The 24,233-nt window shown below is 71.7% G+C and carries 20 protein-coding genes and 1 tRNA gene; 6 read left to right on the top strand and 15 right to left on the bottom strand.

From position 1 onward, the window contains the following. Positions 1 to 43 precede the first annotated feature (43 nt). The 9 genes from ABZ854_RS33345 to ABZ854_RS33305 all read right to left on the bottom strand — a co-directional run bounded on the left by ABZ854_RS33345 (position 44) and on the right by ABZ854_RS33305 (position 10,092). Positions 44 to 844 (bottom strand): Cof-type HAD-IIB family hydrolase, encoded by an 801-nt coding sequence (locus tag ABZ854_RS33345; protein WP_361218633.1) that lies wholly within the window; start codon positions 842 to 844, stop codon positions 44 to 46. Next, entirely contained in the window at positions 841 to 2,118 is a 1,278-nt protein-coding gene (gene serS / locus ABZ854_RS33340; protein ID WP_361218630.1) for a serine--tRNA ligase, read from the bottom strand. Before serS ends, ABZ854_RS33345 begins: the two co-directional genes overlap by 4 nt. 562 nt (positions 2,119 to 2,680) lie before the next feature. Continuing rightward, the gene (gene pheA / locus ABZ854_RS33335; protein WP_361218626.1) at positions 2,681 to 3,613 is read right to left on the bottom strand and encodes a prephenate dehydratase; all 933 of its coding nucleotides are present in this window, start codon (positions 3,611 to 3,613) and stop codon (positions 2,681 to 2,683) included. Positions 3,614 to 3,726: 113 nt separating this feature from the next. Next, positions 3,727 to 5,052 (bottom strand): iron uptake transporter deferrochelatase/peroxidase subunit, encoded by a 1,326-nt coding sequence (efeB, locus tag ABZ854_RS33330; protein WP_361218624.1) that lies wholly within the window; start codon positions 5,050 to 5,052, stop codon positions 3,727 to 3,729. 8 nt (positions 5,053 to 5,060) lie between these two features. Further along, a complete protein-coding gene (locus ABZ854_RS33325) occupies positions 5,061 to 7,088 on the bottom strand; it encodes a copper resistance protein CopC (RefSeq protein WP_361218621.1) in 2,028 nt (675 codons plus the stop codon). Positions 7,089 to 7,101: 13 nt separating this feature from the next. Next, positions 7,102 to 7,569 (bottom strand): copper chaperone PCu(A)C, encoded by a 468-nt coding sequence (locus ABZ854_RS33320; protein WP_361218618.1) that lies wholly within the window; start codon positions 7,567 to 7,569, stop codon positions 7,102 to 7,104. Further along, complete coding sequence (locus ABZ854_RS33315) at positions 7,566 to 8,216, bottom strand: SCO family protein (RefSeq protein ID WP_361218615.1); 651 nt, start codon at positions 8,214 to 8,216, stop codon at positions 7,566 to 7,568. The genes ABZ854_RS33320 and ABZ854_RS33315 overlap by 4 nt, the downstream gene beginning before the upstream one ends. 93 nt (positions 8,217 to 8,309) lie before the next feature. Further along, positions 8,310 to 9,029, bottom strand: a complete 720-nt coding sequence (locus ABZ854_RS33310) for a YcnI family protein (RefSeq protein WP_361218613.1) — start codon at positions 9,027 to 9,029, stop codon at positions 8,310 to 8,312. Positions 9,030 to 9,222: 193 nt separating this feature from the next. After that, positions 9,223 to 10,092 carry a hypothetical protein gene (locus ABZ854_RS33305; RefSeq protein ID WP_361218610.1) on the bottom strand — a complete coding sequence of 290 codons (870 nt, stop codon included), beginning with the start codon at positions 10,090 to 10,092 and terminating at the stop codon, positions 9,223 to 9,225. A gap of 227 nt (positions 10,093 to 10,319) precedes the next feature. Between ABZ854_RS33305 and ABZ854_RS33300 the strand changes: the two genes are divergently transcribed. Continuing rightward, on the top strand, positions 10,320 to 10,763 hold the full coding sequence (locus ABZ854_RS33300) for an ATP-binding protein (protein WP_129308093.1): 444 nt from the start codon (positions 10,320 to 10,322) through the stop codon (positions 10,761 to 10,763). A 54-nt stretch (positions 10,764 to 10,817) separates the two neighbouring features. After that, positions 10,818 to 11,384: a GNAT family protein gene (locus ABZ854_RS33295; protein ID WP_361218607.1), complete on the top strand. Its 567-nt coding sequence runs from the start codon at positions 10,818 to 10,820 to the stop codon at positions 11,382 to 11,384. A gap of 97 nt (positions 11,385 to 11,481) precedes the next feature. On the opposite strand, the gene ABZ854_RS33290 is transcribed toward ABZ854_RS33295, so the two are convergent. Beyond that, a complete protein-coding gene (locus tag ABZ854_RS33290) occupies positions 11,482 to 12,966 on the bottom strand; it encodes an aminopeptidase P family protein (protein WP_361218604.1) in 1,485 nt (494 codons plus the stop codon). Between the two features lie 809 nt (positions 12,967 to 13,775). After that, complete coding sequence (locus ABZ854_RS33285; protein WP_361218663.1) at positions 13,776 to 15,344, bottom strand: PP2C family protein-serine/threonine phosphatase; 1,569 nt, start codon at positions 15,342 to 15,344, stop codon at positions 13,776 to 13,778. Positions 15,345 to 15,838: 494 nt separating this feature from the next. Here ABZ854_RS33285 and ABZ854_RS33280 point away from each other — a divergent pair, with 494 nt between their 5' ends. Continuing rightward, the gene (locus ABZ854_RS33280) at positions 15,839 to 16,504 is read left to right on the top strand and encodes a bifunctional DNA primase/polymerase (protein ID WP_361218601.1); all 666 of its coding nucleotides are present in this window, start codon (positions 15,839 to 15,841) and stop codon (positions 16,502 to 16,504) included. A gap of 195 nt (positions 16,505 to 16,699) precedes the next feature. Beyond that, complete coding sequence (locus tag ABZ854_RS33275; protein ID WP_361218598.1) at positions 16,700 to 17,329, top strand: hypothetical protein; 630 nt, start codon at positions 16,700 to 16,702, stop codon at positions 17,327 to 17,329. A gap of 395 nt (positions 17,330 to 17,724) precedes the next feature. Here the strand turns inward: ABZ854_RS33275 and ABZ854_RS33270 are convergent, their stop codons facing one another. The 3 genes from ABZ854_RS33270 to ABZ854_RS33260 form a co-directional block, all read right to left on the bottom strand. Then, entirely contained in the window at positions 17,725 to 18,690 is a 966-nt protein-coding gene (locus ABZ854_RS33270; protein ID WP_361218595.1) for a DUF5926 family protein, read from the bottom strand. Between the two features lie 156 nt (positions 18,691 to 18,846). Next, the gene (locus ABZ854_RS33265) at positions 18,847 to 19,509 is read right to left on the bottom strand and encodes an ATP-binding protein (protein WP_361218593.1); all 663 of its coding nucleotides are present in this window, start codon (positions 19,507 to 19,509) and stop codon (positions 18,847 to 18,849) included. A gap of 172 nt (positions 19,510 to 19,681) precedes the next feature. Continuing rightward, positions 19,682 to 20,512, bottom strand: coding sequence for a glycerophosphodiester phosphodiesterase (locus ABZ854_RS33260; protein ID WP_361218591.1), 831 nt, complete (start codon positions 20,510 to 20,512; stop codon positions 19,682 to 19,684). Between the two features lie 379 nt (positions 20,513 to 20,891). Here ABZ854_RS33260 and ABZ854_RS33255 point away from each other — a divergent pair, with 379 nt between their 5' ends. Continuing rightward, positions 20,892 to 22,430, top strand: coding sequence for a trypsin-like peptidase domain-containing protein (locus tag ABZ854_RS33255; protein WP_361218588.1), 1,539 nt, complete (start codon positions 20,892 to 20,894; stop codon positions 22,428 to 22,430). A gap of 80 nt (positions 22,431 to 22,510) precedes the next feature. After that, a tRNA-Ser gene (locus ABZ854_RS33250) sits at positions 22,511 to 22,597 on the top strand. A gap of 135 nt (positions 22,598 to 22,732) precedes the next feature. Here ABZ854_RS33250 and ABZ854_RS33245 read toward each other — a convergent pair. Further along, positions 22,733 to 24,233 (bottom strand): tyrosine-type recombinase/integrase (locus tag ABZ854_RS33245; RefSeq protein WP_361218585.1); only part of this gene is annotated, 1,501 nt, incomplete at its 5' end.

The following is a 24,233-nucleotide window of genomic DNA, read 5'->3' as shown; positions in this document are numbered from 1 at the left end:
CGCCGCGTGGGCGCGACCGGCCACGACGGGCCCGCACTCGGCGTCAGACCTCGAGCAACCGCTCCAGCACAGCAGCGATGCCGTCCTCCTCGTTGGAGAGGGTGACCTCGTCGGCCACCGAGCGGAGTTCCTCGTGGGCGTTGGCCATGGCCACACCCCGTCCCGCCCAGGCGAACATCGGGATGTCGTTCGGCATGTCGCCGAAGGCGATCGTGTCGGCGGCCTTCAGGCCGAGCCGGCGGGCCGCCAGTGACAGCCCTGTCGCCTTGGACAGGCCGAGCGGCAGCAGTTCCACGATGCCGGCGCCCGCCATGGCGACCGTGACGAACCCGCCCGCCGCCCGCCGCGCCGCCTCGCACAGCTCGTCGTCGGACAGCGAGGGATGCTGTATGTAGATCTTGTTCAGCGGCGCGGCCCACAGATCGGCCGCGTCGGTGAACGGCGTCGCCGGCAGCTTGCCGGTGACCGCGTACCCCGGCCCGACCAGCACCTCTCCGTCCAGCCCGTCCCGGCTCGCCGCCAGGTACAGCGGCCCCACCTCGGCCTCGATCTTGGCCAGCGCGACCCCGGCCAGCTGCCGGTCCAGGGTCACCGAGGTCAGCAGGCGGTGCGACCCGGCGTCGTACACCTGCGCGCCCTGGCCGCAGACGGCGAGACCGTCGTAGCCGAGGTCGTCGAGGATGTGCCGGGTCCAGGGCACCGCGCGGCCGGTGACGACGATGTGCGCGGCGCCCGCCGCGGTGGCCGCGGCGAGCGCCTCACGGGTGCGCGGTGAGATCGACTCGTCGGAGCGCAGCAGCGTGCCGTCGAGATCGGTGGCGACGAGCCCGTACGGGAAAGTCACCGGGACACCGGCTCCAGGACCTCACGCCCGCCCAGGTACGGCCGCAGCACCTCGGGGACCCGGACGGAGCCGTCGGCCTGCTGGTGGTTCTCCAGGATCGCCACGATGGTGCGCGGTACGGCGCACAGCGTGCCGTTGAGGGTGGCCAGTGGGCGCACCTTCTTGTCCTCGCGGACCCGGATCGACAGCCGACGGGACTGGAACTCCGTGCAGTCCGACGTCGAGGTCAGCTCGCGGTACTTGCCCTGGGTCGGGATCCACGCCTCGCAGTCGAACTTGCGGGAGGCCGAGGAACCGAGGTCACCGGAGGCGACGTCGATGACGCGGAACGGCAGCTCCAGCGAGGTCAGCCACTGCTTCTCCCAGTCCAGCAGGCGCTGGTGCTCGGCCTGCGAGTCCTCGGGGAGGACGTAGGAGAACATCTCGACCTTGTCGAACTGGTGCACGCGGAAGATGCCGCGGGTGTCCTTGCCGTGCGAGCCGGCCTCGCGGCGGAAGCACGGGGAGAAGCCCGCGTAGCGCAGCGGCAGCTGTCCGGCGTCGAGGATCTCGTCCATGTGGTACGCCGCGAGCGGCACCTCGGACGTGCCGACCAGGTACAGGTCGTCCTTGTCCAGGTGGTAGACGTCCTGGGCGGCCTGGCCGAGGAAGCCGGTGCCGGCCATGGACTGCGGGCGGACCAGCGCCGGCGTCAGCATGGGCGTGAAGCCGGCCGCGGTGGCCTGGGCGAGCGCGGCGTTGACCAGGGCCAGCTCCAGCAGGGCGCCGACGCCGGTCAGGAAGTAGAAGCGGGAGCCGGAGACCTTGGCGCCGCGCTCCACGTCGATCGCGCCGAGGATCTGGCCCAGCTCCAGGTGGTCCTTGGGCTCGAAGCCCTCGGCGCCGAAGTCGCGGATGGTGCCGTGCTTCTCCAGCGTGACGAAGTCCTCCTCGCCGCCGACGGGCACGTCGGGGTGGACGAGGTTGCCGAGCCGGAGCAGCAGTTCCTGGGTCTCGGCGTCGGCCGCGTCGCGCTCGGCGTCGGCGGTCTTGACGTCGGCGGCGAGCTGGCTCGCCTGCTTCAGCAGCTCGGCCTTCTCGTCGCCGGAGGCCTTGGGGATCAGCTTGCCGAGCTGCTTCTGCTCGGCGCGCAGCTCGTCGAAGCGGACGCCGGAGGACCTGCGCCGCTCGTCGGCAGACAGGAGGGAGTCGACGAGCGCGACGTCCTCTCCACGGGCGCGCTGGGACGCGCGCACACGGTCGGGGTCCTCACGAAGCAGGCGAAGGTCAATCACGGAGCCAAGGCTACCGGTGCCCCGTCGCCGTCAACGACTCACTATTGCGACTCGCTCCTTGCGTACCGTTATGGGGCAATTGCGCAGAGTGTCGGGATGGCTCGGAGGAGAGTCAATAAAGGCTGCCCCATTCCCCGGAAGGTGGCAGCGCGGACTCCTGCGGTTGACTGGATTTCCTTGCCCGGAGCGGCACTTGGGCCGCTCGTTGTCCACAGGAATCCGCATGGCGAAAGAGTTATCCACAGGCTGTGTGGAAAGTCTGTGGATTTCGGAATTGATCACTCCGGTACTTCCCGCCGGACGGAAGAATTCCCCGCTCAAACCGGTGCGACACCCACTTTCGGGTGGAAAGGGGTCGCTCCAAAAGATGAACCACAGGAAACGAGTGGACGAAGGGTGAGGTGCCGGACGGTAGCCGCAACAGGGACGTCCAGGGCGATTTGTCGACCGACCGGCCTTCCCGTGTCGACTTGTCCCCAGGTCGAGAAGCTGACCTGTGGATAACTTCTGTGGATAACGAAGATCTGCAGGTAGGACCGGTCGGCAGCAGTCTACGGCAGTGTCAGAACCGGCCGTCCTGGCAGCGGGCCACCCAGTCGGACGCCGCCGCGAACTCCTCGTCCGAGGTGCCCTGCCGCGCGATCGGCGCGTCGTCCACGGTGATGTCGGCCCGGGGGTAGGAGCCGAGGAAGCGCACCTGGAGGCAGATCCGCTTCAGGCCCATCAGCGTCTCGGCCACCCGCCGGTCGGAGATGTGTCCCTCGGCGTCGATGCAGAAGCAGTAGTTGCCGATGCCCGCTCCGGTCGGCCGGGACTGGAGGAGCATGAGGTTGATGCCGCGGGAGGCGAACTCGCCCAGCAGGTCGCGCAGGCCACCCGGGTGGTCGTCGCGCTGCCACAGCACGACGGAGGTCTTGTCCGCACCGGTCGGTGCGGCCGGCCGGGCGGGCCGACCGACCAGTACGAACCGGGTCTGCGCGTTCTCCGCGTCGTGGATCCCGGTCTCCAGGGCCTCCAGGCCGTACCGGGCGGCCGCGAACTCGCCCGCGAAGGCGGCGTCGTACCGACCGTCCTGGACCAGCCGGGCGGCGTCCGCGTTCGAGGCGGCCGACTCCCACAGCGCGTCCGGGAGGTTCTTCTTCAGCCAGTTGCGTACCTGGGGCTGGGCCGCCGGATGGGCGGAGACGGTCTTGATGTCCGAGAGCTTCGTGCCGGGCCGGACCAGTAGCGCGAAGGTGATCGACAGCAGCACCTCGCGGTAGATCATCAGCGGCTCGCCGGCGACCAGCCCGTCCAGGGTGGTGGTGATACCGCCCTCGACGGAGTTCTCGATCGGCAGGAACGCGGCCTCGGCCTCCCCGGCGCGCACCGCGTCCAGTGCGGACTGCACGGACACGTAGGGGATCAGTTCCCGGGTGGCGGCCTCCGGGAGGGTGCGCAGGGCGACTTCGGTGAAGGTGCCTTCAGGGCCGAGATACGCATAGCTCGCTGGCATGTCCTCACCCTAATGGCCGCGAGGACGCGAGGCCCCCGCGTCTCACGAGAGCCACTCGACCGGGTGGTTTGAACCCGGATCAGCGACTCAACCGTGTCCCGGACCGTCCGGGGTCAGCCCTCCAGCAGTCGCTGTCCGACGTACTCGCCCTTCGCGGCCCCGCCGGGCACGGCGAACAGGCCGCTCGCCTCGTGGCGGATGAACTGGGACAGCGCGTCCCCGCGGTCGAGCTTGCGCTGGATGGGCACGAAGCCGCGCAGCGGGTCCGACTGCCAGCAGATGAACAGGAGACCGGCGTCGGGGGTGCCGTCGGCGTCGTAGCCGTCGTGGTAGGAGTACGCGCGCCGCAGCAGGGCCGCTCCGCCGTTCTGGTCGGGCCGGGCGATCCGGGCGTGTGCGTTGAGCGGGACGACGTACTCGCCCTTCGCGTCGGCCTTCTCCAGGTTCATCGGCGTCGTCTCGGTGCCCCCGGTGAGCGGAGCCCCGTCGGACTTGCGGCGCCCGATGACCTGCTCCTGGGCGCCGAGGGAGAGCTTCTCCCAGTCGTCGAGGAGCATGCGGATCCGGCGTACGACGGCGTAGGAGCCGCCCGCCATCCAGGCCGGCTCGCCGGCGGAGGGCACGAAGATCCGCTGGTCGAAGGTGGCGTCGGAGGGCTTGGGGTTGCGGGTGCCGTCGACCTGGCCCATGAGGTTGCGGGCGGTCATGGGGTGGGCGGTGGCGCCCGGGCTGCGGTTGAAGCCGTTCATCTGCCAGCGCACGCGGGCCGCGCTGCCCGCCTCCGTCTGGATGGCCCGCAGGGCGTGGAAGGCGACCAGGGCGTCGTTGGCACCGATCTGCACCCACAAGTCGCCGTCGCTGCGGGACTTGTCGAGGTGGTCCGAGGAGAAGTCGGGCAGCGGGTCGAGCGCGGTGGGCCGCTGCTTCTCCAGACCCGTCCTGCCGAAGAAGCTGTGTCCAAAGCCGAAGGTGATCGTCAGCGAGGACGGGCCGGCGTCCCGGGCGACGTCGGTGTCGTGGTGCGGTGCCGGTTCGCCGGCCATCAGCCGCTCGGCGGTCATCGACCAGCGGCGCAGCAGCGCGGCCGCCTCCTTGCGGCCCGCACCGGCCGTCAGGTCGAAGGCGATGATGTGGCCGCAGGACTGGAGGTCCTCGGTGATGCCGGGCTGATGTTTCACGTGAAACAGCGCACGGTCGGAGCCGATCGAGGTGAGTGGAGTCGCCTGGGCCGGGGCGGCCGTGTATCCGACGGCGCCGCCTGCCGCGCCGAGCACAAGGCCGGTGGCGCCGGCGGTGCCGAGCAGCGCGCGGCGGGAGATGCCGCTGTGGCCGGCTGTGGGCTCCTGCGAAGTGCCCTCGGCCTGAGGGGACCGGGGGCCTCGGCGCTCGGCAGGGGAGGTGCCCTTGGACGCCCGTGCCTGGGGAGTGGGGTCAGCCATGGTGCGGTTCAGCCGATCTGCGCGTTCTTGGAGACGGTCACCTGGTCGATGTCGGAGGTCCGCACGGTCACGGCGATCTTCCAGTCGCCCGCCATGGGGATCTGCACTCCGGTCGCCGCCCAGTGGCCGGTGGTGATGTGGTCGGGGGTGATGGGCAGCGGGCCGATCTTCTTCGCCTCCAGGGTGAGCTCGACCTTCACCTCGGGGATGTCGAAGGCACGTCCGTTCGGCCGTTGGACGTAGAGGTGCATCTCGTTGCCGCCCACGCGGGCGGGGTCGAGGTCGAGCCGGACCAAGCCCTTGCCGTCCGTGCCGCCGGTGTCGAACGGCATGTCCAGGGTCACCGCGCCGGACGAGGACGAGGAGGCCGCGGAGGAACTGGAGGACGACGAGGCAGCCGCCTTGGCCTCCTGCTCGGTGCGGCCGGGCTCGGTCTGGGTCAGCGCGGTGGTGACGGCGAGCAGGACGACCGCGACCCCGGCCTCGGCGAGCACCGAGCGGCGCAGGCCGAAGCGGTGCGGATCGCCGTCCCTCAGCCGTTTCTGTCGGGCGGTGTCCACGGCGGCCCGCTGCCGGGCGAGCTGAGCGGCCCGCTTGCTGTCGGCGGCCCCACCGGAGGACGCCTGGGACTCCTCGGACGCCTCCAACCCCTCAGACTTGCCGGACTCCTCCGCGACGCCCGTGCCGGCCGCGGACTTCCCTGTGTTCCCCGCGCCCGATGCGGTCTTCTTGCCCGCCGTGGAGCCGACCTGCTCCTTCTCGGGTGCCGTCGCCGTCTGCTCAGCTGGTTCCGCGGCAGCGCTCGTGTCCGCCAGTCGGCCCGTCCAGCGGCGGGACACCGACGCGATGCCCACCATCAGCGCGACGAGTCCGATCTTGACCAGCAGCAGCTGTCCGTACCGCGTCTCGGTGAACGCCGACCAGGAGCCCAGCTGACGCCAGGACTGGTAGACGCCCGTGGCGACCAGCGCGAGGACGCAGCCGAAGGCGAGGCGGGAGAAGCGGCGGACGGCCGCGAACTCGACCGGGGTCTCGGCGGGCGCCCGGTACAGGGCGACCAGCAGGGCGGTGAGCCCGCCCAGCCAGCCGGCGACCGCCAGCAGGTGGACGACGTCGACGGGCATGGCGATGCCCGGCTGGAGCCCGGTCGAGGCGTGCTCCGCCATGGCCCAGCTCGCCGCGAGCCCGGCCGCGACGACGACTCCGCCGACCGCCAGCCCGAAGGTCAGGTCCCGCTTCTCCGCTTCCTCCTCCCGCCGGTTGTAGGCGCCGAAGAGGACGGCCACGAACAGCGCGGCGGCGGCGAGCAGCAGCAGCCGGGAGACCAGTGCGGCGCCGGACTTGGTCTGCAGGACCTGGCCGAGCAGGTCGAGGTCGAAGACGTCGGCGAGCTTCCCGGAACTGGTGTAGGAGCCGCGCAGGAGCAGCAGCCACAGGGTGGCCGCGGTGAGCGCGAGCCAGCCGCCGACGACGAGCCGTTGCACGGCCCGCACCCCGGAGCCGCGCTGCCAGCAGGCCAGGACGAAGGCGGCGCCGCCCACCAGCACGATGAACCCGGCGTACGACACGTACCGGCCGAGCGCGTAGAGCCAGCCGACGGTGCCGCCGCCCGCGGCGGGAGCGGTCCCGGAGACGACGGTCTGGGACGGCGCCCCGATGGAGAAGGTGTAGGCGCCGGAGACGGGGTGGCTGTCGGCGGAGACGACCTGGTAGGTCACCGTGTAGGTGCCCTTGCCGAGACCGCTCTTGAGCTTGATGGCGTACGTCGTCCCGCTCACGTTGGCGGGTGTGCCGGTCTGGGCCGGCTTGCCCCTGGGGTCCAGGACGCGCAGGGAGTCGTCGTTCATCGCCACCTTCTCGGAGAAGGTGAGCGAGACCTGGGTGGGTGCCCTGTCGACCACCACCCCCTGTGCGGGGTCGCTGCCGGTCAGCGCCGCGTGTGCGGAGGCCGGCGCGGCGCCCGCGAGCAGTGCGCCGGTGACGGCGAGGAACAGCAGCAGCAGGGTGCGCAGGCGGGGGGTGATGGTCCGCGTCAAGGTGGTCCCTCCCTCAGTGGCCGGTCGACGGGTTGTACGTGGCGGACCTGACCGGCATCTCGACGGTGAGGGGGCCGGATTCGGCGAACTTCAGCGTGAGCGTGACCGTGTCGCCCTGCTTCGGCTTGCGCTTCAGCTTCTCGAACATCAGATGGTTGCCGCCGCTTTTGAACACGAGTTGACCGTGCGCGGGTATGGCGAAGGAGGACTTCTCCTCCATGGCGCCGCCGACCGTGCTGTGCATCGTGATCTCGCCGGCGGTGGCGCTGGTGACCGACGTCAGTTCGTCCCCGGCGCCGCCCTTGTTGCTGATCGTCAGGAAGCCGGCCGCCATGTCGGCCGAGACCGGCTGCGGCATGTAGGCGGAGCTGACGGACAGGTCGGCCTTCGAGGAGCCGGAGCCCGTGCCGGAGTCCGAGCCGCATCCCGCGAGCGCGAGAGCACCGGCGAGGGCGGCCGCGGGCAGGACGGCGCGCCTCACGGGGTCTCCCCCTTGACGATCTTCGGCAGGTCCTTGGTGTAGTCGTCGACGGTGGTGCTCTCGCCGTAGAGGACGTATCCGGCGTTCGTCTTCGGGGAGAACGCGACGACCTGGGTGCCGTGGACCGAGACCAGCTTGCCGTTCTTGTCCTTCTTGGTCGGCTCGATGGCGATGCCGACGGAGCGGGCGCCGGCCTTGACGGCGGCGAAGTCCCCGGTCAGCCCGATGAACTGGGGGTCGATGCCCTTGAGCCACTTGCCCAGTTCGGCGGGGGTGTCGCGGGCCGGGTCGGTGGTGACGAACACGACCCTGAGGTCGTTCTGCTCGGCCTGGGGCAGGGACTTCTTGGCGACGGCGATGTTGCTCATCGTCGTCGGGCAGATGTCGGGGCAGTGGGTGTAGCCGAAGTAGATCAGCGTCGGGTGGCCCTTGGTCTCGGCGCGCAGGTCGTACTTCTTGCCGTGCGTGTCGGTGAGCACCAAATCGGGCTTCTTGAACGGCTGGTCGAGAACGGTTCCGGCCTTGGCGGGGCCGGTCTCGCCGACCACGGAGACGGGCGACTTGCCGGCGTCGTCGCTGCCGCAGGCGGAGAGGGTGAAGGAGGCGGCGGCGAGCAGGGCGGCCGCGGCGAACGTCTTCTTGCGCATAGAGAAATGTCCCAGATGTGTGAACTCCGGCGCGCACCGGGGTCGTACGACAGCGTCGCACGACCCCCTGTGCGCGGACGGAACGGTGTGGGCTCAGGCGGACCGGCGGCGGCCCGCGAAGACGCCGTAGGCCACGCCCGCGGCCCCGATGAGGATGCCGACCACGCCGAGCACGCGTGCGGTGGTGTCGGTGTCGCCCTGCGAGTCGTCCGCCGCGGCGGTCTGCTGTGCGGTCTTGTCCGCGGCGTTCCGGGCGCCGGAGGCGCCCTGGTCGTCGGCCGCGGCGGTCAGCTGCAGCACCGGCGCCGGCGTCTCGGGCTCGTCCTGCCCCTTCTGCGGCACCTCGATCCAGCGGACGACCTCCTTGTTGGAGTACGTCTGGAGGGCCTTGAAGACGAGCTGGTCGGTGTCCTCGGGCAGGGCGCCGAGCGAGACGGGGAACTTCTGGAAGTAGCCCGGCTGGATGCCCTTGCCGTCGGCCGTCCAGGTGACCTTGGTGACGGCCTCGTCGATCTTCTTGCCGTGCACCGTCAGCGGCTTGGCCAACTTGGACGTGGTGATGTGGGCGGTCCAGCCGGGGACCGGCTCGGGCATGACCGAGGCGACCGGGTGGTCGGCGGGCAGGTTGACCTCGAGCTTGACGGTCGAGGCGTTGTCACGCTCGTTGGGGACCTTGAAGTCGACGACCGTGTAGCCGCCCTTGGCCGCGGCACCTTCGGGCTGCACGGTGACGTGCGCGGAGGCGGGGACGGCGAGGGCGAGGACGGCCGTGCCGGCGGCGGCGGTGACGGCGGCGATACGAGATGCCTTCATGGCAGGGAGCACTCCACTGGGTGGGTTCCGGTGATGACGGGACGTACGCGTGCGCCTGGACGGCCGCTCGGCCTGCCCCTGCCGGCTGTCCGCCGGGGACGGGGGCTTTCCGGGTCGCGCACGCGCGCGGGCCGCACGACGGCGGCCCGCCTCCCGGCCCGGTCCGGAACCGGTCGGGGGAGGTCGTGTCGCGTCAGGCGGCGAGGAGGAACGCGGCGGCGGGCGGGCCGCGCCGGATCACCGTGTGCTGCAGTGCGGTGGTGCGCGGGGCGGGTACCTCGTCCCGGTGCGTGCGGTGCCCGCACGGGGCCGGCCCGGTGGCGGGCAGCGGCCCGGCACACAGGGCGCGCACCAGGGCGAGGGCCGCGCGCAGCGATCGTACGAGCGCGGCCTCCGCGACCCCGTGGGCCGACAGGTCGATCAGGCGCAGCAGGGCGAGGTCGCCGCGGCGCAGCAGCCAGCCGGCGGCCAGGGCCGCGAGGACGTGACCGAGGAGCATCGGCAGCGACGGCAGCAGGGCTGCCGAGGCGCCGACGGCGTCGTACGCGTGGCGCGGGGCGGAGGGGCTGCCGACGGCCCGGCCCGAGGGGTCGATGAGGTGTGCGTCGAGCAGCAGCCGGTAGGCGTGCCCGGCAGTGAGCGACGTGGCACTGGAGCCGCACAGGAGCCGCGCGGCCCGTTCGACGAGCGTGCCGTCGCTCAGGACCGAGTGCGCCGAGCCCGCCGACGGCGCGCCGGCCCGGCCCATCGGCATGGATCCCATGGCCATGGAGCCCATCGCCATCCCGTGCTGGCCGAGCCCGAACAGCGTGTGCAGGACGGTCTGGCCGAACGCGAGCAGCGCGGCGATGCCGGGCAGTGAGCGTTCCCGCCCGGTGAGCGGCGCCACGAGCACCAGGGAGCCGAGGAAGCCCGCGCCGAGCGTCCACAGAGGGACGGTCGCACAGGACGCCAGGGTGTGCCCGGCCGCGGCAAGCACGACGCAGACCGCGGCGAACACCGCGGCCCTGAGAATCCGGAGCGGATGTCCGGAGCGCGTCCCGCGCGGGTGGGGGGCAGACATGGCGGGCCCATCATCCCACTGGCTTCACGACACCCTTACGGCAGCCCGCGGTTTGCGGTGCCGCGCGACGTTTGCCCAGTTGGGGCCTGCCCTCTGCGGTTCTCATACACCGAAACCTTCCGGGGCGCATCGCCCGTATGGGGGGAGTCACGTCATCGGGGTGCTTACGGCCCGGTACGGGCGGCAATAGGTATTCGTATGTCGAGCCGCGGCCGGGAGGCTGGAGCATGAGCATCTGGTGGTCACTCCATTTGCGCCGCGAGGCCGCGAGCGTGCCGCTCGCCCGTCGGCTGCTGATCGGCACGATGGAGACCGCGGGCGTCGACCCGGACGTCTCCTACGACCTGTCCGTCGCCCTCAGCGAGGCCTGTGCGAACGCCGTCGAGCACGGCGGGCGCACACCGGACGGCGCGTCGGAGGCTTACCGGGTGACCGCCTACCTCGACGGCGAGAAGTGCCGTATCGAGGTGGCCGACTCCGGCACCGGCTTCCACCGCACCCAGACGCTGCGGCCGCCCCGGCCGGACGCCGAGCACGGGCGGGGCCTGTGCCTGATCCAGGAACTCGCCGACCACGTCCACATCGGCGCCAAGCCGGGCCGGCGGGGCACGGTGGTGAGCTTCGACAAGATCCTCAAGTGGAAGACGGACCCCTCGCTGCTCACGGCGTGACGAACCGACAGGCCATGAGAGCCCGGCGGGACCGGTAGGCCCTAGAGTGCCCGCATGATGGTCGGGAGTGGGGACATAGCGGACGGAGTGGTGCTGCGGCTGCTCGCGGACGGCGACGCGGGGGCACTGGCCTCCGCGTACACGGAGAACCGAAAGCACCTCGAACCGTGGGAGCCGGTCCGGACGGAGTCGTTCTTCACCGAGCAGGGGCAGGCGGAGCGCGTCGCGGGGCTCCTGGGCCAGCTCGCCGAAGGGGCCCTGGTGCCCTGGGTCATGGAGGCCGCCGGCGGGCGGATCGTCGGCACGATCACCCTGTCCGGCATCACCCGGGGCCCGTTCTGCAGCGCCTACCTCGGGTACTGGGTCGGCGCCGACCAGCAGAACCGGGGGCTGGGGAGTTCGGCCGTGCGGCAGGTCTGCGAGGCCGCCCGGGACACGGTGGGGCTGCACCGCATCGAGGCGTCCACGCTGGTCGACAACGCCGCCTCGCAGCGGGTGCTGGGCAAGTGCGGGTTCGAGCCGATCGGTCTGGCCCCCGACTACCTGCACATCAACGGGGCGTGGCGCGACTGCCGCCTCTTCCAGCGGATCCTGCACGACGGCGACCCGGCCGTCTTCTAGAGCCTTCGCGCCCGGAGGCACACAGGCCGGTGGCCGGGTACCGGCATCGGTACCCGGCCACCGGGAACGCGGCTCAGCCCTTCAAGGACGCCGTGGCTCAGCCCTTCAGGGCGGCCATCCACGCCTCGACCTCGTCGGAGCGGCGCGGCAGGCCCGCCGACAGGTTCCGGTTGCCGTCCTCCGTGACGAGGATGTCGTCCTCGATGCGGACGCCGATGCCCCGGTACTCCTCGGGCACCGTCAGATCGTCGGCCTGGAAGTACAGGCCGGGCTCGACCGTGAGCACCATGCCGGGCTCCAGCGTGCCGTCCACGTACGTCTCCACGCGCGCGGCGGCGCAGTCGTGGACGTCCAGGCCGAGCATGTGGCCCGTGCCGTGCAGCGTCCAGCGGCGGTGCAGGCCCAGCTCCAGGACCCGCTCGACCGGGCCCTCGACCAGGCCCCACTCGACGAGCCGCTCGGCGAGGACGCGCTGGGCGGCGTCGTGGAAGTCGCGGTACTTGGCGCCCGGCCGAACGGCGGCGATGCCGGCCTCCTGGGCGTCGTACACGGCGTCGTAGATCTTCTTCTGCAGTGCGTCGTAGGTGCCGTTGATCGGCAGTGTGCGCGTGACGTCGGCGGTGTAGAGGGTGTGCGTCTCCACACCCGCGTCCAGCAGGAGCAGTTCGCCGGAGCGGACCGGGCCGTCGTTGCGGACCCAGTGCAGGGTGCAGGCGTGCGGGCCGGCCGCGCAGATGGAGCCGTAGCCGATGTCGCTGCCCTCCACGCGCGCGCGGAGGAAGAACGTGCCCTCGATGTAGCGCTCGCTGGTCGCCTCGGCCTTGTCGAGGACCTTGACGACGTCCTCGAAGCCACGGACCGTCGAGTCGACGGCCTTCTGCAGCTCGCCGATCTCGAACTCGTCCTTGACCAGGCGGGCCTCGGAGAGGAACACGCGCAGTTCCTCGTCGCGCTCGGCGGTGACCTTGTCGGTCAGGGCGGCCTCGATGCCGGCGTCGTGGCCGCGCACCACGCGGACCGGGCCGGTGGCCTCGCGCAGCGTGCCGACGAGCTCGCGGACGTCGGAGGCGGGGATGCCGTACAGCGCCTCGGACTCGGCCAGGGAGTGGCGGCGGCCGACCCACAGTTCGCCCTGGCCGGAGAGCCAGAACTCGCCGTTCTCCCGGTCGGAGCGGGGCAGGAGGTAGATCGTCTCCCGGTGGCCGTCGGCGGTGGGCTCCAGGACGAGGACGCCGTCCTCCGTCTGGCTGCCGGTGAGGTAGGCGTACTCGACCGAGGCGCGGAAGGCGTACTCCGTGTCGTTCGAGCGGGTCTTCAGGTTGCCGGCCGGGATCACCAGGCGCTCGCCCGGGAAGCGGGCGGAGAGTGCGGCGCGTCGGCGTGCGGTCTCGGCGGCGTGCGGGATCGGCTTCAGGTCACGCAGCTCGGTGTCGGCCCAGCCGGACTTCATGTTCTCCGCCAGCTCGTCGGAGATGCCCGGGTACAGGCCGTTCTTGCGCTGCTTGATGGGCTCCTCGGACTCAGTCTCCGGGCCCTCCGCGGTAGCGGTGTCGGGCACGACCGGGTTGAGTTCGTCGGACACGTGATCCTCCTCGATACGCCATGTGATCTCCCCCGGGGCCCGCGGCGCTCCTGCTTGTGGCCGAGCGGGGGCCTCCATCATCGTACGGTCGTACCGGAGTGGGACGGGGTCGGATGACCTGCTATGCCCGGTCATATCACCGGCGCCCTGCCCGGTCGGGCGCGTCGGGACCGCCTGCCGGCCGCGTGTCGACCATCGTCCGGCCGCGACCCGGCTGCCGGTCGGCCGCTATCCGGCCGCTCGTCGGCCGCCGACCGGCCGTCGGTCAACGGGGCCTCGGGGTGGCGTCCGGCCCCTGCCCGCCGAGGCTCGGCGCTCACCCCGGCGGCGCGGGGTCATCGCATGCCGTAGTCCGTCCGTTGCCCAGCCATCGCCTGTCGTTGCCCGGTCGTCGTCCGCCGTGCCCCGGCCGGTTCCCGGTCGTCATTTCGCCTGACGCCTGACGCCTGACGCCTGACGCCTGACGCCTGGCTGCCGGCGCCCCGCCGCCGTCCGTCACCCGGCTGCGGTTTCACGGCCTCTGTCGCCGCTCGCACCGGCTTCGCCGGGCCATCGCCTGCCTTAGCTCGGCCGTTGGTCGGCCATCGACCGTCGTTGCCCCGTCATCGCCTGCCGTGCCCTCGCCCTCCCCCGCCTGGCGTCCGTCTGCCGGCTGGCCGCCGCTGTGCGTCACCCGGCTCCGGTTCCCGGCCGTTCTCGATGCTCTCGTGCGGAGGCCTGACCGGCTGTCGTCGGTCGCCCTTCGGCGCTCCGCCCCCTCTGGGGCCCCGCCGCCCGGCCGCTCACGGGCGTCGCCGGGTCTGCCGGGCTCAGTCGAAACGGGTTGCCAGGAGGACCACGTCCTCCTCGCTGTCGGTGGTGTCCAGGCCGTCCGGCAGGACGGTGCGCAGGACGTGGTCGGCGATGGCCTCGGGGTCGGTGCGCAGGGAGCGGGGCACGCTCGCGGCGGCCGCGTGCAGCCGGGCGAACGCCCGGTCCATCGGGTCGCCGGTACGGTGCAGCAGCCCGTCGGTGTAGAGCAGGACCGTCTCCCCGGCCTCGGCCTGGATCTCCACGCTCGGCGCCTCCCAGCAGGCGAGCATGCCGAGCGGCGCGGAGACGGAGGTCTCGGCGAACTCCGTGCGCCGCTCCCCGATCAGCAGGGGCGGGCTGTGCCCGGCGCCGGCCAGGGTGACCTTGCGCAGCGCCGGTTCGCAGTAGGCGAAGAGCGCGGTGGCGCAGCGGGCCGGCTCGGTGAGGCGCAGCAGCAGCTCCAGGTCGGACAGGACGGCGACGGGGTCCTCGCCCTCCATCACGGCGTACGCCCGCAGGGAGGCGCGGAGCCGGCCCATGGCGGCCACCGCGCTGGGCCCGGAGCCGGTGACGGAGCCGACGGAGAGGCCGAGGGCGGCGTCCGGCAGGGGCAGCGCGTCGTACCAGTCGCCGCCGCCGCGCGGCCCGGTGCGGTGCCGGGCGGCGAGCTGGACGCCGGCCACGCGGGGCAGCCGGGAGGGCAGCAGTTCATCGGTGATGGTCGCCATGCACGCGCGCGTGCGTTCCAGTTCCACCAGCCGGGCCAGGTGCTCGGCGGTGTGGCGGACGTACAGGCCGGCCAGGTGGCGGCGGCGCTCGTCCGGCTCGGCGGGCTCGTCGTACAGCCAGACGGCGGCGCCGAGGCGTCCGGCGGCGGACGTGGACAGGGGGAGGGCGTAGCTGGCGGCGTAGCCGAGGCGTGCGGCGACCTCGCGGTGGCGGGGGTCGAGGCCGTCCTCGGCGAGCAGGTCGGCGTGGACGATCTCGGTGTCGCCGGCGGTGCCGGTGCCGGGACCGGTTTTCGCGCCCGCGGTCCCGGGGTCCAGGAGGGGGCCGTAGGGCAGGGAGCCGCGCGGCACGGTCTCCATGTGGCCGAGATCGGCGCGGCCGAGACCGAGGCCGATCGTGGTGTGCGGGCCGAGCCCGTCGGCGGGCTCCAGGACCACGAGGCCGCGGCGGGCGCCGACCAGCGCGGAGCCGGCCCGCAGCAGTTCCTGGAGGGCGGCTTCCAGCGTGCTCGTCCGGGACAGCCGCTCGGTCAGCTCGTGCAGCGTCGTGAGGTCGGAGACCCAGCCGGCCAGCCGGTCCTGGAGCAGCGCTCCGGGGGCGGGGGCGCCCGGCGCGGGGACGGCGGGGACAGGATGAGAGGGGCCGGCACCTGTGGTGTGTGAGGTGGGCGCGACAGTCTGTGCGGGCGTGGGAACCGCTGAATCGATTCCAGCCACTTTCGAAGGGTGCGGGGCGTTCATGTCGTCCGGCTTCCAGACCGGTGCGTATTGCTCAAAAGCATCGCGAACCCCCATGTCATTCTGCGCCGCTAGCAGTGTCTCCACATGTACACGCACTCGTGAGGGGATGTCCAGCATTGTCCTGCCGGGATTCCTGGTGTCCATGGGTCTGGAGTGCGTTCCCTTCAGACCCCTTGCCTTACTGCCAAGTTGGCTGAAAACTGCCTCGGGTAACGGTTCATTGCGGTCGACTGGGCGTGCTCCACGGAGCGTCACATCGGTCGTGATGGGTACGTACTCGGAGAAGGCCAGGGGTGGTTGGGGACCATCCGGAACCTGGCGACGGACCCGGGCGTCATAACCACCGACGGCCGAGCCCCATCCTCCCGTGGCGGAGGCGAAGAGGAACACGCGCGACGCAAAACGCCAGACTTCGCCACCCCCATGCCGCAACCGTGGTTTTGGTGGACGCACTATGGACGCGGACGCGGCCCCTGCTCGACCCCTTGGGGTTCCCCCTGCCGTGCGCAGGGGTGTGATGCGCCAACAGGTACGCACAGTGAAGTGATCGACACATGGTGTGATGTGGTCCTCGGTGTTGCCAGCGGTGCAACGGAAAGGAACGAGCGCTCATGCGCGAGATCCTCGGAAGGCGACGCAGGCTCCTGTCCAGGCGGAACGGCGGGAGGCCTGAGCCGATCAGCGCGGCCCTGACCTTCGCGACGGAATGGCAGTGGCCCGTACTCCCGGGTGTGGCCCCGGACCCCGAGGGCCGGGCTCGCTGCGCCTGCCCCGACCCGGAGTGCACGGTGCCCGGTGCGCACCCCTTCGACCCCGGCCTGCTCGCGGCCACCACCGACGCGCGCATGGTGCGCTGGTGGTGGACCAACCGGCCGGCGGCGCCGATCGTCCTGGCCACCGGGGGCGAGGCGCCCTGCGCGGTCAGCCTGCCGGCGCTCGCCGCCTCCCACGCCCTCACCCTGCTGGACAAGCGGGGCATGCGTCTCGGCCCGGTGATCGCCTCGCCCACCCGGTGGTCGCTGCTCGTGAAGCCGTACACCATGGAGCAGTTGGGTGAGCTGCTGTACGCGAAGGACTTCGTGCCCGGCTCGCTGCGGTTCCACGGCGAGGGCGGCTACCTCGCCCTGCCGCCGTCGGAGACCGGCCAGGGTGCCATCCGCTGGGAGCGCGCCCCGCTGCCCGGCTCGGCCGCGCCCTGGGTGCCCGACGTGGAGGCCGTGGTGGACGCCGTGGTCGACGCGCTGACGCGCCGGGGTGTGAGCGCGCCCGAGGTGTAGCGGCTCCGGTTCCGGTTCGGCTGGGCTCCGGGATGATGCTCCGGAGCGCCTGGTGCTCCGGAGTGGACGCCTCGGGGGCGTGTTCGGTGGGCGCTTGTCCGGGCGCTCACTCGTACGGGTGTGAGCAGGTCCGAGTTGCCGGGGTGTCCGGCGCGGGCGGGCCGGTCGCCCTCCGGTGGTCGTTATCGTCCGCACATGCTGCGAATTCCAGGGGGACACGGCGCCCGCGCCGCGCACCGGAGCGGGCCGGACCCCCGCAGGCTTCGGCTGCTCGCCCTCGCGGGAGTGGTGGTGGCCGCGGTCGCGCTGCCGCTGGCCGTGGCGTCGGCGGGGCCGGTGGGCGACACCGGGCGGGCGCCGAACGGTACGGCGGCGTCCCGGAACGCCGTACGAAACTCCGAGCGGGCCGAGTCGCCCGGCGACGCCAAGCTGCCCGCCGCCGGCGGGACCTCCCCGCTGGTACTCGGCCTGGGCCTGGCCACCGCCGCCCGCTGCGGTCCCCAACTCACCTCACCCGACGGGGTCGAGGCGCAGACCTGCGTGCTGACCCAGGGCGAGGACACCTGGGGGCGCACCTACTACCGCAACACCAGCGGCAAGGCGCTGGACACGGTGCTGAGCCTGATGGAACCGGGCGGCCACACCCTGCAGATGCGCTGTGCCGCGGCGACCGACGACGAGCCGGCCACCTGTGAGACGCCCCGTGAGCACACCCGGGGCGCGCTGGACGGCTACACGGCCGTCTCCGAGTTCGCCGCGCACGGCGCGGACGGCCCGCTGCTGCTGCGGTCGGGGAGCAACTCCGGGGACACGGAAGTAAGTTGAGGCGAGCCGGTCCGGGGCCGCACGGTCTGAGGCCCGGGGGCTGCCGGCGATTGTCCCGGGGCTGTCCGGCGGCTTCGGCCGGTGACTGTCAGAGGACTGGCCGAGGGCTGACCCGGGACTGTCAGTCGGCCGTCAGGCGCCTGACCGGGGACTGTCCGCCCACTTTCCGGAGCCGGACCGGGGGCATGCGAAGACCCGGTTGCTGGCGACGGGGGATGCACCAGCAACCGGGCTACCTGAACGGTAACAAGAGATCGCCGGTTCGCAAATTCGATCTCGGCCATTCAGACATCGATTTCCCTGTCACGACGGGGAGTTGTGACAGGAGTCACCCGTTCCGGTGCCGTCGGCACGACTGACCGGCCGGTCAGCTGTGCCGACGGGGGCGCGGTACGTCAGCTCAGCGTGACCTGCCGGTTGGTCAGCCCGCCGCGGGCCCGGCGCTGCTCCGGCGTCAGCGGTTCCGGGGAGGCGAGGGCGGCGGCGAGCCGCTCGGCGAACTCGGCGGCCGGCTTCTCGATGTCGTCCGCGGTGATCCCGCTCGGCAGGTCCCAGACCGGGACGGTGAGGCCGTGAGCACGGAAGGAGCCCACGAGCCTGGTGCCCTCGCCGAGGCTGGAGCGGCCCGCCGCGTGCAGCCGGGCGAGAGCGTCCAGAAGCTGCTCCTCCGGGTGCGGCATGACCCAGCGCAGGTGGTTCTTCTCCGGCGTCTCGCACCAGTAGGCGGCGTCGACACCGGTGAGCTTCACCGTCGGGATCGCGGCGGCGTTGGCCCGCTCCAGGGAAGCGGCCACCTCCGGGGCGGCGTTGTCCGCGTCCGGCACCCAGAACTCGAAGCCGCTGTGCACGACTGGCTCGAACGCGCCCTGCGGGTCGAGCAGGTCCTGCAGCCGCGGACCGTCGGCGGGGGCGCGCCGGCCCTGCACGGGACTGCCGGGCTCCGTCTCCAGGGCGCGCCGCAGGGTGTCGGCGAGGTCGCGGCTGATGTCACCGGACGCCGTGTCGTTCTGCAGGCCGAGGAGCACCGAGCCGTCGTCGCGGCGCAGCGCGGGCCAGGCCATCGGCAGCACCGTGGCGAGCGTGACCGACGGGACGCCCTCGGGCAGGCCGTCCTTGAGCGGCAGCTCCACCGTGGCGGCCGGGACCAGCTCGCGCAGCGCCACCCAGTCGCACTCGCCGGGCAGCCCCTCGAACGGACGCTGCACCAGCTCGGTCACCGCGTGCGCCGCGGCCCTGCCGTGACACGCCTTGTACCGCCGGCCGCTGCCGCACGGGCAGGGCTCACGGGCACCGACGACCGGGATCTCTTCGTCGCTGAGCTGCGGGCGGTTGGCCTTCGTCTGGGGGCGCTTCTTGGCCATCGTGGGTGTCTCCCGGTTGCGGCTCGTCTCGTACGGCGCGAGCCTAGCCGTTCACGCCACGGCCGACGGGAACCTGTGGACAACGGCCCGCGCGGCCGACCCTGAACCCACGGTCGATGGACCGACCCTGTGGACAACGCCCGCAACCGGGCCCGTTCAGTCCAGGTTCTCGAACGCCTCTGCGAAGTCGAGCTCGGTCAGCGCCGGGATCGCGGAGGCCATGGGGGCGACGGCCGGCCGGGCGCAGCCCAGTGCGGCGAAGTCGTCCCGGTGCCGTCCGGTGTCCGGGTCGTGCACGTCCTCGTGGACCAGCACCCAGACCGTCACCTCGCCGTGGACGTCGTCCCGGACGCCCCAGTCGTCGGCGAGCGCGGTGATGATGTTGAGCCCGCGGCCGCCGCGCGCGGTGACCGACGGGGTCGCCGGGGCCGGCCTGGTCGGGCCGCCGCCGTCCGTCACCTCCACCACGAGCCGCCCGTGCGCGTCCACCTGCCAGGCGGCACGGACATCGCCGTCACCGGCCGGAGCGTCGCCCAGTGGGCGGCCGTGTTTGCACGCGTTGCTCAAAAGTTCGGAAAGGATCAGTACGGCATCGTCGATGACTGATTCCGAAACGCCGCCGCCGCGCAGCTGCGCGCGCATCCGGTGCCGCGCCTTCCCCACGCCCGCAGGGCCATGGGGTACGGCCATGCTCGACGACGTGGGCACCTCCTGTGCCACCACCAACGCCACCCCCGAGACCTCCTTTGCCCCACGCCACGGTGTGGATGCCCCATTGGCCTGTACCGGAAACCGGCCAATCCCTGTCCGACGACGCATTCACAACGATCACTTACGGACCGAATGCGCCGGAGCACTCCCCGTGAAGGGCTTGTCTTCGTGTGGCTTGATTTCAGTGGTGTGGCCGAGAATGGAGCATCCAGCAGGGGCACAGCGGGGTCAAGCCCCGTGCACAGCTCTTTACCGCCCTCTTGTGATCAGCGCGGCGACCTCACCCGCGGCCGAGCCGGCCCAGTACCGCGCGCGGGCGGTTGGTGATGATGGCGTTGACACCGAGCCCTACGCACAGGTCCACGTCCTCGGGCTCGTTCACGGTCCACACGTGCACCTGGTGGCCGGCCCGTTTCAGCCGCTCCACATAGGCCGGGTGACCGCGCACGATGCGCATCGAGGGGCCCGCGATCCGCACGCCCACGGGCAGCCGGCCGTCGCGCAGCCGGGGCGAGACGAACTGCATCAGGTAGACCGTCGGAAGCGTCGGTGCGGCGGCCCGCACCCGGTGCAGCGAGCGCGCCGAGAAGCTCATGATCCGCACCGGCGACGCGTCGGCGGAGGCCGGGGCGTCGAGGCCGAACCGCTTCAGCAGCACCAGGAGCCGCTCCTCGACCTGGCCGGCCCACCGCGTGGGGTGCTTGGTCTCGATGGCCAGTTCGACCGGCCGCCCGGCGTCCGCGACCAGCTCCAGCAGCCGTTCCAGGGTGAGGACCGACGTCTCCTCGCGATCCTCGGGCCGGTGCTCCCAGTCGGGCTCCTCGTCCCGCCCGCGCCAGGCGTCGCGGTTCTTCCAGGAGCCGAAGTCCAGGGTCGCGAGGTCGGCCAGCTCCAGGGCGGAGACGGCACCGCGGCCGTTGGAGGTACGGTTCACCCGCCGGTCGTGCACACAGACCAGGTGGCCGTCGGCGGTGAGCCGTACGTCGCACTCCAGGGCGTCCGCGCCGTCCTCGATCGCCTTCCGGTACGCGGCCAGGGTGTGCTCGGGAGCGTCCTCGGAGGCTCCCCGGTGGGCGACGACCTGGATGCGGTGCTGTGGTGCGTGGGTCACCGCGTCATGGTGCCACCGTCGCCGGGTACGTGGGGCGGCCCGGGTACGTTCGTGCGGCGAACGGAGGCGCGTGCGATACGGCTTATGTAAGTTTTGTCTGAAGAGCCCTATATAAAGGGTGCCCCTGGACCCACAGCCACCGCTTATGGTGCTCTGACGGCCCGTGGGAAAAGCTGACTGCATACGACCGGGACCAGGCCGTGTACGACCGCGTCGCAGCGGGCCCGTGTCCCACGCGCGTGGGTGCCCCGAGGGGCGTCCGCGCGCGTGAGCGAGTATGAACGAACGAGCGTGCCGTGCGACCGACCAGCGTGAGCGCGCGACCGACGAGCGTGACCGTAGGACCGAGGACAACAGCCGTGGATCGAGGAGAAGAGCTGTGAGCACCGAGAACGAGGGCAACCCGGTACCCCCGGCCCCGTCCGCGCCTCCCGCGCCGGTGGCATCTCCCGCTGCTTCCCCGCAGGGCTCCGCGCCCGGCGGGAACGCGCCTACGGCTCCGCTCCCGCCGGTGCCGCAGTCCGCCCCCGGCGCGCCCGAGGCCACGGCCCACCAGGCGACGGCCCACGAGGGACCGACCCACCAGGGGCCGTACGACGCGCAGGCGCAGCCCCCCGCGAACCAACCGTCCGGCCCCGCTGGCCCCGCGGGCCCGGCTTCGGACGGATCGTGGCCGCCTCCGCCGCCCGCCACGCCCTCCTACGCCGACGGCGGCGCGGGCGTACCTACCGGCCCGGGCGGACCGGGCGGCCCCGGCGGTTGGGGCGCCTCCTACCAGCAGCCCGCGCCGAAGCCCCGCAGCAGGCGCGGCGGACTGTTCGCCGCGGTCCTGGTGGCCGCGCTGGTCGCGGGCGGCCTGGGCGGCGGCATCGGCTACACGCTGGCCAAGGACAACGACAACCACGGCTCCACCACCGTCTCCGCCTCCGACGGCACCGCCTCCCAGGTCAAGCGCGCCCCCGGCACGATCGCCAACGTGGCGGCCAGGGCGCTGCCCAGCACGGTCACCATCGAGGCCGAGAGCAGCAGCGGCGAGGGCGGCACGGGCACCGGGTTCGTGTTCGACACCCAGGGCCACATCGTCACCAACAACCACGTGGTGGCCGACGCCGTGGACGGCGGCAAACTGACGGCGACGTTCCCCGACGGCAAGAAGTACGACGCCGAGATTGTCGGGCACGCGCAGGGGTACGACGTCGCGGTCATCAAGCTGAAGAACGCGCCCTCGGACCTCAAGCCCCTCGCCCTCGGCGACTCGGACAAGGTGGCCGTCGGCGACGAGACCATCGCCATCGGCGCCCCGTTCGGGCTGTCCAACACGGTCACCACGGGCATCATCAGCGCCAAGAACCGCCCGGTGGCCTCCAGCGACGGCAGCGCCAGCAGCAAGGCGTCGTACATGAGCGCCCTGCAGACCGACGCGTCGATCAACCCGGGCAACTCCGGTGGCCCCCTGCTGGACTCCTCGGGCGCGGTCATCGGCATCAACTCCGCGATCCAGTCCACCGGAAGCGGCGGTTTCGGCTCCGGGCAGTCCGGCTCCATCGGCCTCGGCTTCGCCATCCCGATCAACCAGGCCAAGTACGTCGCCCAGCAGCTGATCAAGACCGGCAAGCCGGTGTACGCCAAGATCGGTGCCTCGGTGTCCCTGGAGGACACCACCAACGGCGCGAAGATCACCGACCAGGGCGCGGCCGGCTCCGCGGCGGTCGAGCAGGGCGGCCCGGCCGACAAGGCCGGCCTCAAGCCCGGCGACGTCATCACCAAGCTCGACGGCACGGTGATCGACAGCGGCCCGACCCTGATCGGCGAGATCTGGACCCACAAGCCGGGTGACAAGGTCCAGGTCACCTACAAGCGCTCCGGCCAGGAACACACGGTGACCCTCACCCTGGGCGCCCGCCAGGGCGACAACTGACGCCCCCTTCAGGACCACCGCCCGGGACACCCCGTCAGGCCGGTAACCTGTACCCGCGCCACACCCACCGTGCGGCGCGGGGAGGCGTGCCCGAGCGGCCGAAGGGAACGGTCTTGAAAACCGTCGTGGCAGCGATGTCACCGTGGGTTCAAATCCCACCGCCTCCGCCCAGGTCATAGACAGTGCAGGTCAGAAGGGGTGTCCCGGTCGCCGGGACACCCCTTCTGCGTGCAACGTGTCTCACCCTTTCTCGCCCGTATCCCGCCCTTGACCAGTGCGTATGGGCCATCTGTGGGCCAGGATCAGGGCTGATCTTCCTCGTCCAGGGCACGAGCAATCAGGTTGTTGGAGTGCTGCTGACCGCCCTTAAGGATCTTGGCGTAGAAGCGGTACAGCACGGCGATGCTGTGGCCCGCCCGAGCGGCCACCTCCGCAGGGTCGACCCCCGATTTGATCCACAGCGAGACTCCCGCGTGCCGCAGGGAGTAGGGGACTGCCGCGAGCGCGGATTCCGTCTCACGGGGAGAGAGAGCGGCTTTGCGAGCCTTCTCCCACACGTCGCAGTACTCGGTGGACGGCACCCGCCCTCCCCGCGCTGCCCGGAACAGCCGGCCGTCCTCGGCAGTGCCGTACCGGGCGATGTGCTCGCGGAGTAGATGCACCAGAACGGGAGGAATGGGGACCGCGCGCGTTGCACCCCGCTTACGGCGCTTCAAGCCGCGCGTCTCGTACGACGTGCCGTCGTCCGTCCAGCCTCCGCCCACCTCCGGGCGACTCTCTCCGAGCAGCAGCTCGCCCCACTCCTTGACGTTGTCCGGTGAGTTCGGCGGCAACGTGCAGTCGGATGCCTTGAGGGCGACGATCTCCCCCGGCCGCATGGCCGCGTAGTACAGGCATCCGAAGAACGCGTGAAGGTGCTCGCCGCGCGGCCCGGAGTCGCGCACAGCTCCGAGCAGGGCGCGCGCCACGTCCGGGCCCGGGACGTACCGGAAGTCAATCTCGTCGTCGCTCTCGGGCGGTGTCCAGTCCACGCGCGGCAGCGGATTCGCTGTGAGAAGGCCCTTCTCCTCCACCGTGTAGCGCAGCACGTTGCTGAGCACCATGCGCTTGCGACGGACCGTGTTCTCGGCGGCCTTGCTCCCGTCCAACCTGAGGGAGAGCGCTTCGAGGGCGGGACGCAGGAGCGCGGGGTCCTCCAATTCCTTGACCTTGCGAGAGTGGGCGGCAATCCACTCCAGCGCGGCGCCGATCTCGCTCGGCGGCTCCTCTGCCACGTGGCGAGGCACCCACACGCCTTCCGGGTTACGAGCGGCACGGAATGCCCACTGGTACAGCGCGGCCCGCAGCACCTTGGCACGGGGAATCCCGCGCTTGGTGGTGACGAGTACGGGGGTGACGACGGCGAGAGATTCCGCGATGCTCGCCCGGTGCTTGGCGGCGGCACGCGGCCACTTCATGAGTACGTACTCGGTGGCGTGCTCGAACCACGACGGAGACGAGCGCGCCATCAACTCAGCCGCGGGAAGACCGGTCTCCTCATCAAACTGCTGATGGTCGCGGAGAGCCGCCATCAACTCCGCCCGGCGGCCGTCCGCTTGCGGCTTGAGCTTGAAACTCCGGGAGTGCGGGCGTTCACCCACCCGCCACCGAAGTTCCCACGGCTTTGGGCGGCCGGCGCGCTTGCGGATGGACCAGATATCAACGTCGTACGTGAGCATGTCTCTCCAGGCTACCGAACCCGAGTAGCCGTACAGGAGCGCGATGCCGAAGAGGGTGAACGCCGAGGCGAACGCGCCCAGCAGG

Source organism: Streptomyces sp. NPDC047028 (assembly GCF_040644095.1).
GTDB lineage: Bacteria > Actinomycetota > Actinomycetes > Streptomycetales > Streptomycetaceae > Streptomyces.
The sequence above is the reverse complement of the archived record's forward strand: the minus strand, read 5'-3'. Positions and strand labels throughout refer to the sequence as shown.